The sequence below is a fragment of the Algoriphagus aquatilis genome (assembly GCF_042657405.1).
Classification (GTDB): Bacteria; Bacteroidota; Bacteroidia; order Cytophagales; family Cyclobacteriaceae; genus Algoriphagus; species Algoriphagus aquatilis.
In genome coordinates, this window is the sequence record NZ_JBHSKS010000004.1 from 328,294 (window position 1) to 346,793 (window position 18,500).

At 44.6% G+C, this 18,500-nt stretch carries 19 protein-coding genes; 17 read left to right on the plus strand and 2 right to left on the minus strand.

The window, feature by feature from the left end:
* Positions 1-15 precede the first annotated feature (15 nt).
* Together ACFPIK_RS07680 and ACFPIK_RS07685 are read left to right on the plus strand one after the other, a co-directional pair.
* Complete coding sequence (locus tag ACFPIK_RS07680; protein WP_377913879.1) at positions 16-705, plus strand: cytochrome c oxidase subunit 3; 690 nt, start codon at positions 16-18, stop codon at positions 703-705.
* A complete protein-coding gene (locus ACFPIK_RS07685; protein WP_377913881.1) occupies positions 705-1,154 on the plus strand; it encodes an SRPBCC family protein in 450 nt (149 codons plus the stop codon). Before ACFPIK_RS07680 ends, ACFPIK_RS07685 begins: the two co-directional genes overlap by 1 nt.
* On the opposite strand, the gene ACFPIK_RS07690 is transcribed toward ACFPIK_RS07685, so the two are convergent.
* Positions 1,132-1,611, minus strand: coding sequence for a Fur family transcriptional regulator (locus tag ACFPIK_RS07690; RefSeq protein ID WP_377913883.1), 480 nt, complete (start codon positions 1,609-1,611; stop codon positions 1,132-1,134). The genes ACFPIK_RS07685 and ACFPIK_RS07690 overlap by 23 nt on opposite strands.
* A 197-nt stretch (positions 1,612-1,808) precedes the next feature.
* Between ACFPIK_RS07690 and ACFPIK_RS07695 the strand changes: the two genes are divergently transcribed.
* The 4 genes from ACFPIK_RS07695 to ACFPIK_RS07710 all read left to right on the plus strand — a co-directional run bounded on the left by ACFPIK_RS07695 (position 1,809) and on the right by ACFPIK_RS07710 (position 4,983).
* Positions 1,809-3,059, plus strand: coding sequence for an aspartyl protease family protein (locus tag ACFPIK_RS07695; protein WP_377913885.1), 1,251 nt, complete (start codon positions 1,809-1,811; stop codon positions 3,057-3,059).
* A gap of 103 nt (positions 3,060-3,162) precedes the next feature.
* Positions 3,163-3,753, plus strand: coding sequence for a LemA family protein (locus ACFPIK_RS07700; RefSeq protein WP_377913887.1), 591 nt, complete (start codon positions 3,163-3,165; stop codon positions 3,751-3,753).
* Between the two features lie 8 nt (positions 3,754-3,761).
* The gene (locus ACFPIK_RS07705) at positions 3,762-4,196 is read left to right on the plus strand and encodes a TPM domain-containing protein (RefSeq protein WP_377913889.1); all 435 of its coding nucleotides are present in this window, start codon (positions 3,762-3,764) and stop codon (positions 4,194-4,196) included.
* Positions 4,177-4,983 (plus strand): TPM domain-containing protein, encoded by an 807-nt coding sequence (locus ACFPIK_RS07710; RefSeq protein WP_377913891.1) that lies wholly within the window; start codon positions 4,177-4,179, stop codon positions 4,981-4,983. The genes ACFPIK_RS07705 and ACFPIK_RS07710 overlap by 20 nt, the downstream gene beginning before the upstream one ends.
* 54 nt (positions 4,984-5,037) lie before the next feature.
* On the opposite strand, the gene ACFPIK_RS07715 is transcribed toward ACFPIK_RS07710, so the two are convergent.
* A complete protein-coding gene (locus tag ACFPIK_RS07715) occupies positions 5,038-5,547 on the minus strand; it encodes a regulatory protein RecX (protein WP_377913893.1) in 510 nt (169 codons plus the stop codon).
* 70 nt (positions 5,548-5,617) lie between these two features.
* Here ACFPIK_RS07715 and tpiA point away from each other — a divergent pair, with 70 nt between their 5' ends.
* The 11 genes from tpiA (at position 5,618) to ACFPIK_RS07770 (ending at position 18,493) form a co-directional block, all read left to right on the plus strand.
* Positions 5,618-6,379: a triose-phosphate isomerase gene (gene tpiA, locus ACFPIK_RS07720; protein ID WP_377913895.1), complete on the plus strand. Its 762-nt coding sequence runs from the start codon at positions 5,618-5,620 to the stop codon at positions 6,377-6,379.
* Between the two features lie 90 nt (positions 6,380-6,469).
* Positions 6,470-7,297 carry a 50S ribosomal protein L11 methyltransferase gene (gene prmA / locus ACFPIK_RS07725; RefSeq protein ID WP_377913897.1) on the plus strand — a complete coding sequence of 276 codons (828 nt, stop codon included), beginning with the start codon at positions 6,470-6,472 and terminating at the stop codon, positions 7,295-7,297.
* Between the two features lies 1 nt (position 7,298).
* The gene (locus ACFPIK_RS07730) at positions 7,299-7,499 is read left to right on the plus strand and encodes a hypothetical protein (protein ID WP_377913899.1); all 201 of its coding nucleotides are present in this window, start codon (positions 7,299-7,301) and stop codon (positions 7,497-7,499) included.
* 97 nt (positions 7,500-7,596) lie between these two features.
* Complete coding sequence (gene recJ / locus ACFPIK_RS07735) at positions 7,597-9,321, plus strand: single-stranded-DNA-specific exonuclease RecJ (protein ID WP_377913901.1); 1,725 nt, start codon at positions 7,597-7,599, stop codon at positions 9,319-9,321.
* Between the two features lies 1 nt (position 9,322).
* Positions 9,323-10,060, plus strand: coding sequence for an LPS export ABC transporter ATP-binding protein (lptB, locus tag ACFPIK_RS07740; protein WP_377913903.1), 738 nt, complete (start codon positions 9,323-9,325; stop codon positions 10,058-10,060).
* On the plus strand, positions 10,060-11,580 hold the full coding sequence (locus ACFPIK_RS07745) for a GH3 auxin-responsive promoter family protein (RefSeq protein WP_377913905.1): 1,521 nt from the start codon (positions 10,060-10,062) through the stop codon (positions 11,578-11,580). The genes lptB and ACFPIK_RS07745 overlap by 1 nt, the downstream gene beginning before the upstream one ends.
* 3 nt (positions 11,581-11,583) lie before the next feature.
* Positions 11,584-12,078 (plus strand): hypothetical protein, encoded by a 495-nt coding sequence (locus ACFPIK_RS07750; RefSeq protein WP_377913907.1) that lies wholly within the window; start codon positions 11,584-11,586, stop codon positions 12,076-12,078.
* 41 nt (positions 12,079-12,119) lie between these two features.
* Entirely contained in the window at positions 12,120-13,058 is a 939-nt protein-coding gene (locus ACFPIK_RS07755) for a lytic transglycosylase domain-containing protein (protein ID WP_377913909.1), read from the plus strand.
* A gap of 157 nt (positions 13,059-13,215) precedes the next feature.
* Positions 13,216-14,358: a nitric oxide synthase oxygenase gene (locus ACFPIK_RS07760; RefSeq protein WP_377913911.1), complete on the plus strand. Its 1,143-nt coding sequence runs from the start codon at positions 13,216-13,218 to the stop codon at positions 14,356-14,358.
* Between the two features lie 167 nt (positions 14,359-14,525).
* The gene (gene uvrA / locus ACFPIK_RS07765) at positions 14,526-17,357 is read left to right on the plus strand and encodes an excinuclease ABC subunit UvrA (protein WP_377913913.1); all 2,832 of its coding nucleotides are present in this window, start codon (positions 14,526-14,528) and stop codon (positions 17,355-17,357) included.
* Between the two features lie 83 nt (positions 17,358-17,440).
* Complete coding sequence (locus ACFPIK_RS07770; RefSeq protein WP_377913915.1) at positions 17,441-18,493, plus strand: sensor histidine kinase; 1,053 nt, start codon at positions 17,441-17,443, stop codon at positions 18,491-18,493.
* Positions 18,494-18,500: the final 7 nt, after the last annotated feature.

An 18,500-nucleotide genomic window follows, 5' to 3' on the forward strand; every position in this document is an offset into this window, starting at 1 on the left:
CAAATCTAGGTTTTTTTGCGCTTTTTGAGGGCTAGCCTTCTTGATTTGGCATTTTTTGAACCAAGCAGCTTACAAAATGTTTTGGAGACGATGAATCGTCAGAATACCCAACAGACCTGGTTTCAAAAGCTGGAAAACTTCCATCCTTACGAAACGCTGCTCTACCTAGCTATGGTAAGTAGTGGATTGATTTTCCTTTTTTTAGTTGTCGCATTTCTTTATTCGGGCTTGAATCAGCTCGAAGGTCTCAATCACCGAATGCCCATCGCGTTTTTGATTTCTACATTCATGTTGGTCCTTTCAGGATACACCGCTACCAAAATGAGGCTCCACTATCAGGAGGAAAACATTCCCAAGCTGGAATCCTCCCTTCGCAACACTTTTGTTTTGGGTGTGGCATTTACCATTCTCCAGTTTGCAGGATGGAAGGAACTCACAGACATGGGAATCAATTTCACAGGAATTCCGAGTGGTTCGTTTCTTTATTTATTATCCGGAATTCACATTTTCCACCTCTTGGGAGCTATGGTTTTCGCCTTGATCTTGTTGGTTCAGTTGCGTAGAACCCAAGAAGATGGAATCCGAAAATTGATATTGGTTACTAATCCTTATGAAAAGATGAGAATTCGTCTTTTCACCGTGTATTGGCACTTCATGGATGCGATTTGGTTGATTTTATTTCTTCTCTTTGTCCTCAGCTTTTGATGAATATCACGATTGAAACTCCTGTCGAACAGGGCTATTTGGAGGTGAAAGCAGGTTTTACCGAGACCTTGTTTAAAAAACTCGCACCACCGTTTCCACCGGTCAATGTGATCCGATTTGATGGTTGCAATACCGGAGATGAGGTCGCATTGGAACTGAATTTTATTTTTTTCAAACAAAAATGGGTGAGTCTCATCACTGCGGATCAGACATCAGAAAAAGAGTTTTTCTTCGTCGATGAAGGCACGCGGCTTCCTTTTTTTCTGGGAAAATGGAAGCACAAGCACCGGATCATTTCCAGAGGAAAAGGCGCGGTAATCCGAGATGAAATAGATTTTGAAGGGCCTTTTGCTTGGATGACGCCATTGCTTTATCCGGTGCTGTGGCTACAGTTTTGGTACCGAAAGCCCATCTATAGGAAGATTTTCAAAAAGCAGGGACAGCGTTGAGATTTTCGCAGTTTTCGATTTTACAATCTCCATAGAGTACCAAAGAGTGGCTTGTAATGCCTGATTGAAATTCCCGCCCCATGGCTTCTTTGATCTCATTGATTTTTGGATCGGAAAATTCCCTGATTTTTCGGCACTGATTGCATACATGGTGGTCATGATGCTTGTAAGTAAGTGCCTGCTCGTAGAGTGCGACCTTATCTTTGAACTGGTGCTTGACCGCCAAGCCACTTTCTACCAAGAGATCCAAGGTATTGTAAATCGTAGCCCTGCTGATGGTGTAGCCTTTGTTTCTCATTTTGAGAAAAAGGCCTTCTACGTCGATATGCTCATCTTCTGGCAGGAGATAAAGCTCATCAATGACCGAAAAACGCTCCGGGGTTTTGCGGTTTCCTTGCTTGATCAGGAAGTTCTCAAAGATTTTTTTTGCTTTTTCTATCAGGGCTGTATCCGCCATTTTTTTAATGGATTGAAAAATAAAGATGATTTATTCTGGATTTTTTGACAACCCGGTATCCTTCACCTTGCTTAATTTGATATCAATCTAATTAAAGAGAAAGCAAATTGTCTGCAACAATTTTAAGGGTCTTTGGTGTTTAAGGCTAAGTAGCTCAACAAAACTGCTTAACTTAAAAAGAGAAAACACCCCGCCCAATGATCCTTAGGAGGACCCTGACTTTTTGGTTTTTTGTGTTGGCTTTTATGGCAAAAGCCCAAGTACCCGGGTTTTTTATAGAGGGGGATCATAGAAAAGTCAAGATTCCTTTTTACTCATCCAATAGTCTCATCATCCTTCCCGTATCCATCAACGGAAATTATAAACTTAATTTTTTGATAGACACCGGAGTCAAATCCAATATCCTATTCAGTAAAAAATTGGGTGACGCTTTAGGCTTGAATTACACCAGAAGAATCAACATCGTCGGGGCAGATGGTGCTACCAGCATTTGGGGGCAGGTATCTCCCGTCAATACCATAGATCTGGGTGGGGTCAAAGGTGAAATGCAGAGTTTGCTAGCCTTAGAGGAGGATTTCTTCGAGCTCGAATCGGTGATTGGAGTGCCTGTGTATGGAATTATTGGCTATGAGTTTTTCAAATACAATCCCATCAAAGTCAATTACGATGAGGGCATGATCGAATTTTATAAACCTGGATCTCTCAAATGGAGGCCGCCGTTTTATCGGAAAATGAACATGACGGTAGAAGACGGTAAAGCCTATATCGATGCCAAGATAAAGCAGATGACTGGTCCCAAGCTGGACGCCAAACTATTGATAGATACCGGAGCCAATCACGGGCTACTTCTCAATCGGGAGACTTCGGATGAGATTACCATGCCGCTTAACTTTATAGAATCTGAGCTAGGTCAGTCTTTAGGAGGAGTCCTGTACGGCTTTATTGGGAGAGTTAATGCGCTAAAGATCAAAGGACTTACTATGAGGGAGGTTCTTACTTCTTATCCGGAGGAAAATTCTTACAGTTCAGTAATTAAAGCTACGGGCAGGAAAGGTAGCTTGGGTTCGGAAGTTTTAGGTCGCACCCGGATGATATTGGATTATCCTTCCAATACTTTTTACATCAGAAAAGGATCTACTTTTTACAATCCCTTCGAATTTGACATGAGCGGGATGGTGGTCAAAAAAGTGCCGAATGATGAAAACCGCTACTACATTGGAGAAGTGAGGGCAGGATCCCCTGCCTATAAATCAGGCATTTTACCTTTTGACGAGATCCTTTCCATCAATAAAATTCCCATGTTTCTATGGGAAATGACCGAGCTTTTTAAATTATTCAGATCTGAAGAGGGAAAAGAAATTCAACTCGAAATGCGCCGGTATATCAATAATGATCTGGAAAATTACAGTGACTACAAGGTGAGCATCTTTCTCAAAAAGCAGATTTAATCTTTCGATTTACGAAAGATAATTTGGATAACTTTGGCCTTGGAGACAACACTCAGGCGAGATCTTCCGTGTATGTTCTCGTTTTTAAAACAAACATCCAACTATGAAAAAACTCTTGATTCCCATCCTCATCATTGCAGTAGTAGGTATCTTCATCTATACCAAAGCTGTTGGGACTTACAATCAATTTGTTCAAACAGAAGAAACCATCAATGGTCAGTGGGCTGAAGTACAGACTCAATACCAGCGACGGGCTGACTTGATTCCTAACTTGGTAAATACGGTAAAAGGTTATGCCGAATTTGAGCAGGAAACCCTCACAGGTGTGGTTGAGGCCAGATCCAAAGCAACCTCTGTGCAAATCGACGCCAGCAACTTGACTCCTGAAAAACTTGCTCAGTTTCAACAGGCTCAGGATCAGCTTTCCGGTGCATTGAGCAGATTGCTTGTCACTATTGAAAAATACCCTGATCTGAAAGCCAACCAAAATTTCCTGGAACTTCAGGCTCAGCTGGAAGGAACGGAAAATAGAATTTCTGTGGCCAGAAGAAACTTCAATGAGTCAGTTCAGGCGTATAACTCCAATCTGAGAACATTCCCTAACAACATCTTTGCGGGTTGGTACAACTTCGAGACTAAGGGGTATTTCGAAGCAGCAGCAGGCGCTGAAGCAGCTCCAACTGTCCAATTCTAATACGACCCATGGCAGAAAAGTTATTTTCTCCCGAGCAGAAAGCACAAATCGTCTCAGCCATTCAAAAGGCTGAGACGCTTACTTCCGGGGAAATCCAAGTGCATATCGAAAATCACTGTAAGGGAGACGTACTCGACCGGGCGGCAGAGGTGTTTGAGACGCTCAAGATGTACCAAACCAAAGACCGCAATGGCGTGCTTATCTACCTAGCTGTGGCAGACCACAAGTTTGCTATCTTGGGTGATGCCGGAATCAATGCTGTCGTACCAGCTGATTTTTGGGTAAAGACCAAGGATCTGATGGCAGATCTTTTTCGTCAGGGAAAATTTACAGAAGGCCTTATTGAAGGCATCCATCACGCCGGTGATCAGTTGGGGGCACACTTCCCCTATGATGCGCAAGGCGACAAAAACGAACTTTCGGATGACGTATCATTTGGCTAAAAATTCACTTCTTCTCCTCACGCTGTTTTTCTTGAGCTTGTCACATGTGACGGCACAAGACTTTCCGCCTGTACCCAATCCTCCCCGATTGGTGAATGATTTTACAGGAACTCTCAGTGCAGAAGAGGCTGCCCAGCTGGAGCAGAAGCTGGTCGCTTACAACGACAGTACTTCTACCCAGATCGCCATTGTGATTATGAGATCAGTAGGGCAATATGATATAGCAGATTACTCTATCCAACTTGCAGAAAAATGGGGTATTGGAGGTAAAGCTAATGACAATGGAATCCTGATTTTGGCGGCTATGGAAGACCGCAAAGTTTTCATAGCAACAGGATATGGCCTTGAAGGAGCAGTCCCTGATGCCTTGGCAAAACGAATCGTGACCAATCTGATCCTTCCCAATTTCAAGATGGAGGCGTACTACCAGGGATTGGACCAAGCTACGGATATGATTATCAAGTTGGCTTCGGGTGAATACAAAGCCGAGGAAGTCACCTCTGACGGCAACTCCGGTGGAGCGATTTTCTTGCTGCTGCTCTTCATATTCCTGTTTGTGATTTTGCCCCTGATCAAAAACAGGAAAGACAACGACAATCACATGGGCGGTCGAGGCGGAGGAATAGATATCTGGACCACCATCATGCTAGCCAATATGCTCAAAGGCTCCGGTGGAGGTAAATTTGGAGACTTCTCTTCGGGAAGAGGTTCCTTTGGCGGTGGTGGAGGCTTTGGCGGCTTCGGAGGAGGCTCCTTTGGCGGAGGTGGCGCAGGGGGTAGCTGGTAAAATCTATTACAGGTTAAAACTATTCAGTCCTAAGATTGGCAAACCCTAGGTTGGCTATTCTTGGGACTGAATGCTTTCCAAGGCTTCTTTGATTAGATCTTGCTCAAATCCCTTACTGACCAAATACTGAAGTACCAAATAGCGTTTTTTATAGGGATCCTTTTCCTTGGTTTTTTCCCATTTCTTTTCCGCTTGGGTCAACAGCGTATCGTAGTATTCCTCGGGGTCAATTTCTGAAAGTCCGGTTTTAATATGGCTTGGGCTGAATTCACGAAGTTTTAATTCCCGGATGATTCTGGCTCTTCCCCACTTTTTCAGTCTAAACTTACCCCTTGCAAAAGACTTTGCGAATCGCTCCTCATTCAAAAATCCATCTCGGAACATTTCTTCAATGAGGTCATCTGCGGGTTTACCCTGGATTCCTTTTTCGTAAAGCTTCCGCCTCACTTCCCAAGCACATCGCTCCTGATAGGCACAGTAGGTTTCCAGTTTTCCCTTGGCTTCTTCCTGAGTCCAATTCTTTTTTGGTGACTGATCCGGGTTATTTTTTCCCCAAGTGGACATTTTTGGTAATTTTGAGCCAAAATACCTTCTGCTCAAGTTTTTTCAAACCTAAAAAATTTCAACCCCTCTCATGAGAAAGAAAATCGTAGCCGGAAACTGGAAGATGAACCTGACCTTTGATGAAGGTCAAAAACTCACTTCTGAGATCGTCAATATGTATAAAGATGAGGCCATCAAAGATGTCATTTTGGTGCTCAATCCTCCTTTTCCCCATATTCATCCTGTCAAAAAGCTGATCGGAGATACTCCCGGTGTATGTCTAGGCGCTCAAAACTGCTCAGACAAAGAAGCTGGAGCCTTCACAGGTGAAGTATCTGCAAAAATCCTCGCTTCTTTTGGAGTAAACTATGTGATCCTTGGTCATTCAGAGCGTAGAGAATATTTCAAAGAAAGTAATGAACTGCTTGCAGCTAAAGTAAAGCAAGCTATTGCCCATGGCTTGATACCAATCTTCTGCTGCGGAGAATCTCTGGAAATCCGTACTGCAGGAACCCATGAATCCAATGTGAAATTTCAGTTGACAGCAAGCTTGTTTGACCTTTCACCTGAAGATTTCTCCAAGGTGGTCATTGCTTACGAACCTATCTGGGCTATCGGTACGGGCAAGACAGCCACTGCAGATCAGGCGCAGGAAATGCACCTGGCACTTCGTCGCCACATTGCCTCCAAGTATGGAAAAGAAATCGCGGAAGCGACCTCAATCCTTTACGGCGGCAGTGCAAATCCAGGTAACGCCAAAGAGCTTTTCTCCAAACCCGATGTGGATGGAGGATTGATCGGTGGAGCGTCGCTGAAGTCCAGAGATTTCTTGGACATCGCCAAATCATTCTAATCAAGGATCTGTGATCTCACAGACTAGTTTCCCATCAGGCTTGTGATCCCACAAGCCTGACTATTTTCTACCCATCTATTTTCACTTGCTATGGATTACCTTGAGTTTAAAATCACGTGTCTGGAAGAATTCAGAGAGATTCTCATCGCCGAGTTGGCGGAGATTGGCTTTGATTCTTTTTTGGAAACCGAAACCGGCATCGATGCCTATGCGCCGGAGTCAGACTTTGACCGTGAAGCCTTTGGTCAACTCATCGAATCCTACAGAGAAGCTGCGGAAATTTCACTTACTGAGGGAAAAATGCCCAAAGTGAACTGGAACGAAGAATGGGAAAAAAACTACGACCCCATTGCCGTAGATGATTTGGTGTATGTCAGGGCATCTTTTCACGAACCGCAGCCAAACTTCAAGCATGAGATTGTGATCAATCCAAAGATGTCTTTTGGCACAGGTCATCATGCTACCACTTTCCAAATGCTCCGTCATCAGGGTGAATTGGATCATCAGGGCAGAAGAGTACTGGACGTTGGTTCAGGCACAGGAATCTTGGCTATTATGGCCCATTTGCTGGGAGCTCGGGAGGTCGAGGCCTTTGACATTGATGATTGGTGTGTGGACAATGGCAATGAAAACTTCGATCTGAATGGCCTCCATACCCGGATGGGATTGGGAACCATCAGACAGGTAAATCCACAGGGACCCTTTGAGATCATCTTGGCCAATATCAATAAAAATGTCTTGCTCGATGAGATGGCGATTTATGCAGGATTGTTGCCTTCCCAAGGGCATCTTTTACTGAGCGGTTTCTATACGCAGGACATCGATGACTTGGTGAATGCTGCAAAACCATTGGGTTTGAATCTGATCAAATCTTCGGAAAAGGACAATTGGGCAGCTTTGATTTTACAAAAGGAATAAGATGAAAGAGCTTATTATCTATTTAGTATTGCTTTTGGCTATTTTGGGGCATTTGGTTGTTGCCTCCAAAATGTACAAGGAGGTAAATGCTGACAAAGGCTTGACCTTCAAACAAAAAAATGACTGGAAACTGAAGGCTTTACTATTTCCTGCACTGTTTTGGTTTTATTACCGTCAGGAAAAAAAGAAAAGAGCTACCTAGAATTCAGAACTTTTTACCTTACATGTACGCTTAAAGGCTATCACTCAAATCAAAAACAGGGAAGTAGGCTTCCCACTTACTTTTGTAATTTTAACTCATGGAGTACGTCTGGAAACAAAAACCTAAAACCTCACAAGCAGCCATAGAAAAGCTGGGTAAGGAAATCAATGTGAATCCTACCTTGGCCAATATGCTGATCAACCGTGGTGTAGAAAGTTTTGATCAGGCCAAGGATTATTTCCGTCCCAGTTTGAGCCAGTTGCATGACCCATTTTTGATGAAGGATATGGATGCCGCGGTCAACCGGATCGAAAAGGCAGTGAAAAATCAAGAGAAGATTTTGGTCTATGGGGATTATGACGTGGATGGTACGACTGCGGTGGCACTCATGTACAGCTTTTTGAAGGGCTTCTATCCTCAGGTAGATTTTTACATTCCCGATCGCTATAAGGAAGGCTATGGAATCTCTGAGCGGGGAGTCCGCTTCGCCGCAGAAAATGGCTTTTCTCTGGTCATTGCACTGGACTGTGGGATCAAAGCCATCGATAAGGTCAAGCTTGCCAAAGAGTTGGGAGTAGATTTTATCATCTGCGATCACCATACACCCGGCGATCAACTGCCCGAGGCAGTAGCGGTGTTGGATGCCAAAAGGGAGGATTGCATGTATCCGTACAAAGAACTCAGTGGCTGCGGGGTAGGCTTTAAGCTTATTCAAGCCTACGCTAAAACCCACGGAATTGAAGAATCCAGCCTCTACCCTTACCTCGACCTGCTCGTGGTAAGTATCGCAGCGGATATCGTGCCTATTACCGGAGAAAACAGGATCCTTGCCTATTACGGATTAGATCGAATCAATAATACTCCCGGTCCGGGATTAAAGGCATTGATCCTGCAGTCCAAGGTGGAGAAGGAAATCCAGATTTCGGACATCGTCTTCAAAATCGGTCCACGCATCAACGCCTCCGGCAGACTCGAACACGCTCAGGCATCCGTGGAGCTCCTGATTGCACCTAATCTGGATGATGCCATCGAGCGCGCCAAATTGGTAGATGAGGTCAATTCTACCCGGAGAAATTTCGATGAAAATATCACCAAAGAGGCTTTCGAAATGCTAGCGATCCGTGAAGAAGAAGCCCAATGGAACTCCACGGTACTTTTCAAAGAAGACTGGCACAAAGGAGTGATCGGAATCGTAGCTAGCCGATGCATAGAAAAATACTACAGACCCACCATCATCCTTACCGAGTCAAATAATAAAGCTACAGGAAGTGCAAGGTCTGTGGTAGATTTTGACATTTATGAGGCTATCGCCGAGTGTTCAGAGCTGTTGGATCAGTTTGGTGGGCATAAATATGCCGCAGGACTTACCCTTAGCGTGGAAAATGTACCTGCTTTTCAAGCAAAATTTGAACAGGTCGTACGGAGTCGTATTGAAGAAACGCATCTCAAGCCGGTCATTGAGATAGATGACATTCTGCTTTTAGATCAGATCAATTACAAGTTTTACAATATCCTAAAGCAAATGGCTCCGTTTGGACCGGGAAACACCGAGCCGGTATTTCGGATAAATAACGTCTACGCCGACGAAGTCACGGTGCTCAAAGACAAGCACCTTCGCTTTAAAATCATCCAAGACGGACAAGTGACGACTCCTGTTTGCCTCGGATTTGGGATGGCCGACCGAGCCAAAGATCCCGATCTGACCACTGTCAACATGCTGCGGGGCAAAATGCGCTTCGATATCGTGGCCGAAATGCGGGAGAATTTCTTCCGGGACAAAAGCAGTTTGCAACTCTACGTGAAAGACATCAAATTTGACTGATATGATGCTCCGTGCCGAACACCTCGTCAAAATCTACAAAGGCCGCCGTGTGGTCAATGACATCTCTGTGCAAGTGGAGCAGGGTGAAATCGTGGGGCTACTTGGTCCCAATGGAGCCGGGAAGACCACTTCATTTTACATGATCGTGGGTTTGATTCAGCCCAACGAAGGAAAAATTTTTCTGGAAGATCAAGACATCACCGGCTTACCCATGTACAAGCGCGCAAAGCTCGGGTTGGGATATTTGGCTCAGGAAGCATCTGTTTTCCGCAAGCTTTCTGTGGAGGAAAATATCCTGGCTGTGTTGGAAATGACCACCATGCCCAAGGCTCAACAAAAAGAGAAAATGGAAAGCCTCTTGGAGGAGTTCAGCTTGACTCATGTGCGCAAAAATCTCGGCATGGTGCTTTCCGGCGGAGAAAGAAGGCGAACTGAGATCGCAAGGGCGTTGGCGGTGGATCCTAAATTTGTCCTATTGGATGAGCCATTTGCAGGGGTAGATCCTATTGCAGTGGAAGAAATCCAAACCATCGTTGCCAAGCTCAAGACCAAAAATATTGGCATCCTGATCACCGATCACAATGTCAACGAGACACTTTCGATCACTGACCGTGCCTATTTGATGTTTGAAGGAAAATTGCTCAAAGCAGGAACCGCTGAAGAACTGGCTGCTGATGAGCAGGTCCGAAGGGTCTATTTGGGAAGTCAATTCGAGCTCAAACGAAAAGTTTTTATTTGATGGAAGTGCTCAACAGCTTCATGACCTGGATTTTTAAAAGCAGGCTGGGTCAAATCGATTATTTTAGACATAATCCTATTCAGGTTCAGGAGGAGACTTTTCAATCCTTGATTGAAGCTTCCCGCAAGACAGAATTTGGAAAGCAATTCCATTTTGATCAAATCAAGGCTTATCAAGACTTTTCGAAGCTGGTCCCTCTTTTTGATTACGAGACCTTCAAGCCGTTCATTGAAAAGACCATGACTGGAAAGCAGAATGTCATTTGGCCCACAGAAATCGAATGGTTTGCCAAGTCCTCCGGCACTACGTCCAGTCGCAGTAAGTATATCCCCGTGACTGAAGAAAGCCTAGAGGAATGTCATTACAAAGGCGGCAAGGATATGGTCTCCCTTTATGTCAATAACTTCCCGGATACCAAACTTTTTACAGGAAAAAGCCTGTCTATAGGAGGAACTCTGGAGAAGAATCCGCTCAATCCTCAAGGTACGGCACGTGCCGGGGACGTGTCGGCAGTGATCATGCAAAACCTACCCATTTGGGCACAGATTGCTCGAACACCATCCTTAGAGACAGCCTTGATGGGCGAGTGGGAAGCGAAAATCGAGAAAATGGCCCGTGAGACGATGAACGAAAATGTGACTTCGATCGCCGGCGTTCCCACTTGGACTATTGTCTTGCTTCAGCGGATTTTGGAATTAAAAAAGGCCAAACACATTCTGGAAGTGTGGCCTAACCTGGAAGTCTTTTTCCATGGAGCGGTGGCTTTCGGCCCATACCGTAACTTGTTTAAAGAGCTGATTCCGTCAGAGAAAATGCGATACATGGAAACCTACAATGCCTCAGAAGGCTTTTTTGGCATCCAAGATCAGCCTCACTCAGATGAGCTATTGCTTCTGCTAGACTATGGGATTTTTTATGAGTTTATCCCCATGGAAGAATGGGACAAAGAAAGCCCAAAGGTGATCCCGCTGTCTGACGTAGAAGTGGGAAAAAATTATGCTATCCTCATCACCACCAATGGTGGTCTTTGGCGATATAAAATCGGAGATACCGTCAAGTTTACTTCGACTCAACCCTACCGATTCCGTATTTCGGGACGGACCAAGCACTTTATCAATGCTTTTGGAGAGGAAGTCATTGTCGAAAATGCCGAGGCTGCAATCGAATATGCTTGTGAGCAAACGGGCGCGATGATCAGCAATTTTACGGCAGCACCGGTCTATTTTGAGGACAGTCAATCCAAAGGTGCCCACGAATGGGTGGTCGAGTTTCAAAAAGAACCAGAGAGTTTGGAACAGTTTGCCAAGTTGATGGATCAAAAGTTGAGAGAAGTTAACTCCGACTATGACGCCAAGAGACACAAGGATTTGGCCCTGCGACAGCTGATACTACATGCGGCTCCACATGGGCTCTTTGAGGCCTGGCTTGGAAAGAAGGGCAAATTGGGAGGACAGCACAAGGTGCCACGACTTTCTAATTCCAGAGAATATATCGATGAGATTTTGGAGATGATGTTATAAGAGATGAAAAAGGGCATAATGCTTCTGTTTTTTGCCGTTTTTTTAGCTTTTTCTTCAGAGGCATGTGAGTGTATTTTTGGAAAGCATACTCTTAGGGAGTGGGCAAAAGGCTACAAGTATATCTTCTATGCTGAGGTGACAGAAATTGTTGATCCAAAAATCAGAGGTTTTGAAAATACGATGACTTTTTTGCGCGATGCCTCCTATGTTCAAATAGGAGGCTACCATCCTAAATTAAAGGTCAAGGAGATTTTCAAAGGAAATGTTCAGGAATATATTCAGGATGGTTATCTGACAATGAATAATGGCTGGTCCCTTTGTGGTGATTTTTTCAAGCCTGGAGATAAGATTCTATTTTTTGCCTACGAGGGCAGTGAGGGGACCCTTGCTACCAGTACTTGCTCCTTGAATAGAAGATATTTAACAGATGAAGATTTTTTAATTGAAAGAAGAGAAGTAAAAAAAGCCACTCGAGGAAAGTTTATAGGGATTTTTTGAGAAGACAGGTATCTTGATTAGGTCTTTTTAGTAAATGTTTTATGTCCCGGTTTCATTTGATCTCACTTTACTCTTTGGCGCTTGTTGCTGTTTTTTTCGCAGCCTTTTCTTTTTGGTCAATAACCCAACGGGTTCCATCCGAGGTCTTCCAATACCAGGATCCGGCAATTGAGTCCTACCCTTCTTTTACTCGCGATTCGATTCGGCTGTTTGAGTTACCCACGGAGTTGGATTTTGCGGGGGAGAACGTTCCCTTGGAAAATGGAGACATTATCGAGCGACTAGAGCGGGAGATCTATGTCAATGCCTATTGGGAGTCTAACATGATCCTGTTACTAAAGCGTTCTGCCAAATACCTACCGGACATTGAGCGGATTCTCAAGGAACAGGGAATCCCGGATGATTTTAAATATGTAGCTGTGGCAGAAAGTGGGCTGATGAATGTGGGTTCTCCCGCTGGCGCAAGAGGCTATTGGCAAATCCTTGAGGATACAGGCAAGGAGTATGGCCTCGAAATTACCCCAACTGTAGACGAGCGCTACCATTTCGAAAAAGCGACCATCGCTGCTTCCCAGTATTTTAAGAAAGCACATGCCAAATTTGGGGATTGGACAGCAGTGGCAGCCAGCTACAACATGGGCCAAAGTGGATTTTCCAAAAGACAGGAAGAGCAACTGCACCGCAACTATTACGACCTTTATCTAAACGAGGAGACCAGCAGGTATTTGTTCAGGATTTTGGCATTTAAAGTAATTTTTGAGAATCCAGGGAAGTTTGGCTACCATTTGGAGAAGGAAGACTTTTATCAAAATCCGGAGTTCAAGACTTTCAAAGTTCAAGGAGACATCAAGGATTTGCCTCAATGGGCAAAAAATCAGGGCAGCAATTTCAAATACCTCAAGCTCTATAATCCTTGGCTGAGAGATCGAAACCTGAAAGCCAAAAAGGGTAAAGTGTACGAAATCCGACTTCCAAAATGAGGATTTTTTCATCTTTTTCGTGGAAAAAGGCTTAAGCCTTCAAACTACTTTTCCAAAAGCAGGTTAACGATCTATTACCTTTGCAGGGCATTTCTTGCAAGTTTAATCACCCCATCCAATTTGGTCTCTTTACAGCGTAAAGGGATTAGAGTCATTTATGCTTCCACTTCCATTCGATTTGCTTCAAAAGGCAACAGATTTTCTTCAGGTTTTCTATGAGGAAAATGACTTGCAAGATCTCTCCCAGCGAGTAGGGCAAGTTCAAGACGAAATCTCTGCCACAGGAAGCTATACGCTCACTGAGGAAGAGCTGATCTATGGGGCAAAAATTGCTTGGAGAAACAGCAACCGATGTATTGGAAGACTTTTTTGGAAAAGTCTGAAGGTGAGGGACAGAAGAGCCATTTCCCGAGCAGAAGATATCTTTTCCGATTTGATGGAGCATTTGGATTTTGCTACTAATGGAGGCAAAATCAGATCTACAGTATCCATTTACCCAGCTGCCAATTCCGAATCAGGCGAGATCCGAATTTTGAATAAACAGCTCATTCGATATGCAGGATATTGTTTACCGAATGGTAATGTGGTAGGAGACCCGGATTCCGTGGATTTTACGAGACTTTGCCAGGATCTAGGCTGGGAGTCGGAGGGTACTGCTTTTGATATCCTTCCCGTGGTAATCCAGGTTTCTGATGAGGATCCAAAGTGGTTTTCTATCCCCGAGGAAAAGGTCTTACGAGTACCTATTTCCCATCCGGAATATGCTTGGTTGGAGAGCATGCAGATTCAATGGTATGCTATTCCGGTGATTTCAGATATGAGACTGGAGATCGGTGGACTTTCTTTTACCTGTGCGCCATTTAATGGGTGGTACATGCTCACGGAGATAGCTGTGCGCAATCTTGCCGATGCCCAGCGCTACAATTTACTTCCCCAATTGGCCGAAAAAATGGGATTGGACACCAAGCATCCTCGGACTCTTTGGAAAGACAAAGCTTTGGTAGTTCTTCAGGAGGCTGTGCTTTATTCTTTCCAAGAAAAAGGAGTAGCAATAGTTGATCATCACAGTGCTTCCGAGCAGTTTTTGGAATTTTGCAATATAGAGCAATCAAAAGGAAGGACAGTTCAGGCTGAATGGTCTTGGATCGTACCTCCGACTGCCGGCTCGACCATGGGTGTTTTCCATCGGGATTGGGGAAATGAGATCCTGAGTCCCAACTTTTTCTATCAAGAGCATCATTGGCAAATTCAGCCTAGAAAAGAAGTGGAGACTAAAAGCTGTCCATTCCATCACGGATAAAATTTTCCAGCTATTACGAGCCGAACTTTATTGGAAGATTTCTTTCGATGGAATGGATTGATTTTGCTCCAACTTTCCCAGGCTGGAGGAGTTACAATCTTCGCAGTTTTCCCCGTCTTACCACCCAAAAAAGTGTACTTTTGCCGATTAATAATTTCCCTTCGTCCATGACTCAATCCCCTGCTTCACAGGAAGAATATATCGAGATTTTTGGTGCCCGAGAGCATAACCTGAAAAACCTGGATGTCCGTATCCCACGCAACAAGTTGGTGGTGGTAACAGGACTTTCTGGGAGTGGAAAAAGCTCACTTGCCTTTGACACGATCTATGCGGAGGGACAGCGGCGGTATATGGAGAGTTTTTCGGCCTATGCCCGATCTTTTCTTGGAGGGATGGAGCGTCCTGATGTGGACAAGATCAACGGACTTTCTCCGGTGATTGCCATCGAGCAAAAGACAACTTCCAAAAATCCACGATCTACGGTAGGCACAGTCACAGAAATCTACGATTTCATGCGATTGCTCTATGCCCGTGCCGGAGAGGCATACTCCTACCTGACCGGAAAGAAGATGATCCGTCAGACCGAAGATCAGATCATCGAGCAGTTGTTCACCAAGTTTTTGGGGAAAAAGCTCTACATCTTAGCTCCTATCGTCAAAGGGCGAAAAGGACATTACCGGGAACTGTTTGAACAGATCCGCAAGATGGGATTTTCCAAGGTGCGAGTTGACGGGGTGGTGATGGATATCGTGCCCAAAATGCAGGTGGATCGATACAAAATCCACGATATCGAAATCGTCATTGATCGGATAGTGGCGGATGAATCGGACCGTTTTCGAATTACTCAATCGCTCAAATCCGGCCTTCAGCATGGCAAAGGAGTGATCATGATCCGCGAGGAAAATGGAGAAGTTCATCATTTTTCCAAATACTTAATGGATCCAGAGACTGGGCTTTCCTATGACGAGCCTGCGCCAAACACCTTTTCCTTCAATTCTCCTTACGGTGCCTGTCCGACCTGTAATGGACTGGGAGTAATCGAAGAAATCACCCGTGAAAGCATCATTCCCGATCCAAGTCTCAGCATCACGCGTGGAGGAATCGCTCCTTTGGGAGAGTACCGAGACATTTGGATTTTCAAAAAAATTGAGGCTATCCTCAAGCATTACAAGTGCTCCATGAGTACACCGATCAAGGACCTTCCAGCCGAAGTAGTCGAAGTACTTTTGTATGGCGACAAAATCGAGGTTGCTGTCGATTCGGTGAAATATCCCGGTACGCAGTGGAACACTACCTTTGAGGGGATCGTCAACTTTCTCCAGAAATACCAGGAAGGAAGCTCCGATAAAATACAGGATTGGGTTTCTGAATTTACCATAACCCAGACTTGCCCCGATTGTCAGGGGTACCGTCTCAAAAAGGAAGCCCTGCATTTCAAAATTGACGAGAAGCATATCGGTGAACTTGCCATGCTCGACATTCGAGGATTGGCAGATTGGTTTGAAGGTTTGGAGAGCCGAATGACGGAAAAGCAGCAGATCATCGGAGTGGAAGTCCTGAAAGAAATCCGAAAACGAATAGGCTTTCTGGTGGACATTGGCTTGGATTACTTATCGCTGAATAGACCGCTTCGGACACTTTCCGGTGGTGAAGCCCAGCGAATTCGATTGGCTACTCAGATCGGGACTCAGCTCGTGGGAGTCTTGTATATTTTGGACGAACCGAGTATCGGCCTGCATCAGCGAGATAATGTCAAGTTGATCAAGGCGCTGCAAAGCTTGCGCGATTTGGGCAATTCCGTATTGGTCGTGGAGCATGACAAAGACATGATGCTAGAGTCGGACTTTGTGCTCGATATGGGGCCTGGAGCAGGCAGACATGGAGGGCATATTGTTGCTGCAGGTAGACCAGAGGAGATATTGAAGAATAATTCTGTCACCGCCCGATACCTCAATGGAGCGTTGGGTCTGCCGATCCCTGAAAAGAGAAGAACCGGAACGGGGGAAAAATTAATCCTAAAGGGTGCCTCAGGCAACAATCTAAAAAATGTGACCCTTGAGCTTCCTCTTGGCAACCTGATCCTCATCACCGGAGTATCTGGAAGTGGAAAGAGTACCTTGATCCATGAGACCTTGTTCCCGATATTAAATCGTGAGTTTTACAACTCCAAGAAAGAGCCGATGCCCTATGAGAGTATCGAAGGTCTTAAAGCCTTGGATAAAGTCATTGAAGTAGATCAAAGTCCGATTGGCCGAACACCCAGATCTAATCCTGCAACTTACACAGGGGTGTTTTCAGACATCAGAACCTTGTTTACAGAGCTGCCGGAGGCAAAAATCCGCGGCTACAAGCCCGGTCGGTTTTCATTTAATGTCAAAGGAGGACGATGCGAGGAATGTGAGGGTGCAGGTATGAAGCTGATCGAAATGGATTTTCTTCCCGATGTCCATATCCCTTGTGAAACTTGCAAAGGAAAGCGATACAATAGAGAGACACTGGAGGTGAGGTTTAAAGGAAAGTCCATTTCGGACGTCCTCGATATGACCGTAGAGCAGGCGGTGGAGTTCTTTGAGTTTCAGCCTAAGATTTTGAGAAAAATTCAAACGCTGAGCGATGTTGGATTGGGGTACATCACCTTGGGACAACATGCTACCACACTTTCAGGGGGTGAAGCACAGCGGGTCAAGCTGGCCACAGAGCTTTCCAAGAAAGATACCGGTAAGACGTTTTACATATTGGATGAACCCACGACAGGGTTGCACTTCCAAGATATTGATTTGCTCATGGGTGTATTGAACAAACTGGTCGAGAAAGGTAACACGGTATTGATCATCGAGCATAATCTGGACGTGATCAAAGTGGCTGATTACGTGGTGGATTTGGGGCCGGAAGGCGGAAATAAAGGAGGAACTATTTTGATCCAGGGCACACCTGAGGAAGTTGCCGCACATCCTCAAAGTCATACAGGTAAATTCCTCAAACAGGAATTATATCGCTGATTTTGGGGCTGAAATCAGGTGACTCGCCCTTTTATCAAAATAGAAAAGTCCATACTTCGTACTTAGCTACCTTTGGGTCAAATATGAACAGAGTCAAGCTGTATTGGATCTTACAACTTTTGGGGTGGGGAAGCTTTGCCTTTGTCAATGTTTTTTTTGCCTCACTTTCGGAGGGTATTTCGCCTATCCAAGCCTGGGCATTTGTGGCTTTGGCTGCCTATTACCTGCTTTCTACCCATGGATTTCGCCATGTAGTCAAAGTGTATGGCTGGTTTAAACTCGGGATTTTTCGGTTGCTTATTCAGGCTATTTTTGCCCTACTGGCCTTGTCGGTGGTCAACGTCCTTGCACAGATTGTCATTAATATTGCCTTTGGCACACTCAATCCAGGTCAAGACTTTCGATCTCTGGTGATTGCGGTTAACCTCTTTGTTAGTTTTCTCTACTATGCCTTTTGGTTTCTCCTTTACTTCTTATTTCACTTCCTTGATAATTACAACAGCAGCCTGAAGTATGAAGCCAAAATCAACGAGATTCGACTCAATCATTTGAAAAGTCAGCTCAATCCTCACTTCATCTTCAATGCACTGAATTCAGTGAGAGCTCTGGTAGACGAAGATCCGGATAAGGCAAAAACAGCCATCACCCGGATTTCTAATATGCTACGATTCTCCTTGATGATGGACAAGAAGCAGGTCATTGACTTTTCGGATGAGTTGGCTACGGTCAAGGATTACCTTGCGTTGGAATCCATCCGATTTGAAGAACGGCTGGAGGTGGTATATCAGATAGAAGAAGAAGCCTATGGCTATAAAATACCTCCGATGATGCTACAGACTATTGTCGAAAATGCCATCAAACATGGAATATCCAATCTGGTGAAGGGAGGGCTGATTGAAATCAAATGTAGAGAAGGGCTTCAGGAAGAGTTATATATTCAGGTAAAAAACAGCGGATACCTCAATCCCAATCCTTCCAAAAATAGAAAAGACGGTGGAGGGCATGGTTTGGAAAATACCAAGCAACGCTTAAAACTGCTCTATGGCGATCGTGCCACTTTTCGGATTTTCAACTCCGGAAATCAATTTGTAATCACTGAAATCAAAATACCGAAACAAAGAGTTACTTTAGACTAACAAACTC

Bases quoted from the DNA above. Each gene is read 5' to 3' on its own strand.
- ACFPIK_RS07685 (WP_377913881.1), top strand. From the start codon at position 705: ATGAATATCACGATTGAAACTCCTGTCGAACAGGGCTATTTGGAGGTG.
- ACFPIK_RS07690 (WP_377913883.1), bottom strand. From the start codon at position 1,611: ATGGCGGATACAGCCCTGATAGAAAAAGCAAAAAAAATCTTTGAGAAC.
- ACFPIK_RS07695 (WP_377913885.1), top strand. From the start codon at position 1,809: ATGATCCTTAGGAGGACCCTGACTTTTTGGTTTTTTGTGTTGGCTTTT.
- ACFPIK_RS07700 (WP_377913887.1), top strand. From the start codon at position 3,163: ATGAAAAAACTCTTGATTCCCATCCTCATCATTGCAGTAGTAGGTATC.
- ACFPIK_RS07705 (WP_377913889.1), top strand. From the start codon at position 3,762: ATGGCAGAAAAGTTATTTTCTCCCGAGCAGAAAGCACAAATCGTCTCA.
- ACFPIK_RS07710 (WP_377913891.1), top strand. From the start codon at position 4,177: ATGACGTATCATTTGGCTAAAAATTCACTTCTTCTCCTCACGCTGTTT.
- ACFPIK_RS07715 (WP_377913893.1), bottom strand. From the start codon at position 5,547: ATGTCCACTTGGGGAAAAAATAACCCGGATCAGTCACCAAAAAAGAAT.
- tpiA (WP_377913895.1), top strand. From the start codon at position 5,618: ATGAGAAAGAAAATCGTAGCCGGAAACTGGAAGATGAACCTGACCTTT.
- prmA (WP_377913897.1), top strand. From the start codon at position 6,470: ATGGATTACCTTGAGTTTAAAATCACGTGTCTGGAAGAATTCAGAGAG.
- ACFPIK_RS07730 (WP_377913899.1), top strand. From the start codon at position 7,299: ATGAAAGAGCTTATTATCTATTTAGTATTGCTTTTGGCTATTTTGGGG.
- recJ (WP_377913901.1), top strand. From the start codon at position 7,597: ATGGAGTACGTCTGGAAACAAAAACCTAAAACCTCACAAGCAGCCATA.
- lptB (WP_377913903.1), top strand. From the start codon at position 9,323: ATGATGCTCCGTGCCGAACACCTCGTCAAAATCTACAAAGGCCGCCGT.
- ACFPIK_RS07745 (WP_377913905.1), top strand. From the start codon at position 10,060: ATGGAAGTGCTCAACAGCTTCATGACCTGGATTTTTAAAAGCAGGCTG.
- ACFPIK_RS07750 (WP_377913907.1), top strand. From the start codon at position 11,584: ATGAAAAAGGGCATAATGCTTCTGTTTTTTGCCGTTTTTTTAGCTTTT.
- ACFPIK_RS07755 (WP_377913909.1), top strand. From the start codon at position 12,120: ATGTCCCGGTTTCATTTGATCTCACTTTACTCTTTGGCGCTTGTTGCT.
- ACFPIK_RS07760 (WP_377913911.1), top strand. From the start codon at position 13,216: ATGCTTCCACTTCCATTCGATTTGCTTCAAAAGGCAACAGATTTTCTT.
- uvrA (WP_377913913.1), top strand. From the start codon at position 14,526: ATGACTCAATCCCCTGCTTCACAGGAAGAATATATCGAGATTTTTGGT.
- ACFPIK_RS07770 (WP_377913915.1), top strand. From the start codon at position 17,441: ATGAACAGAGTCAAGCTGTATTGGATCTTACAACTTTTGGGGTGGGGA.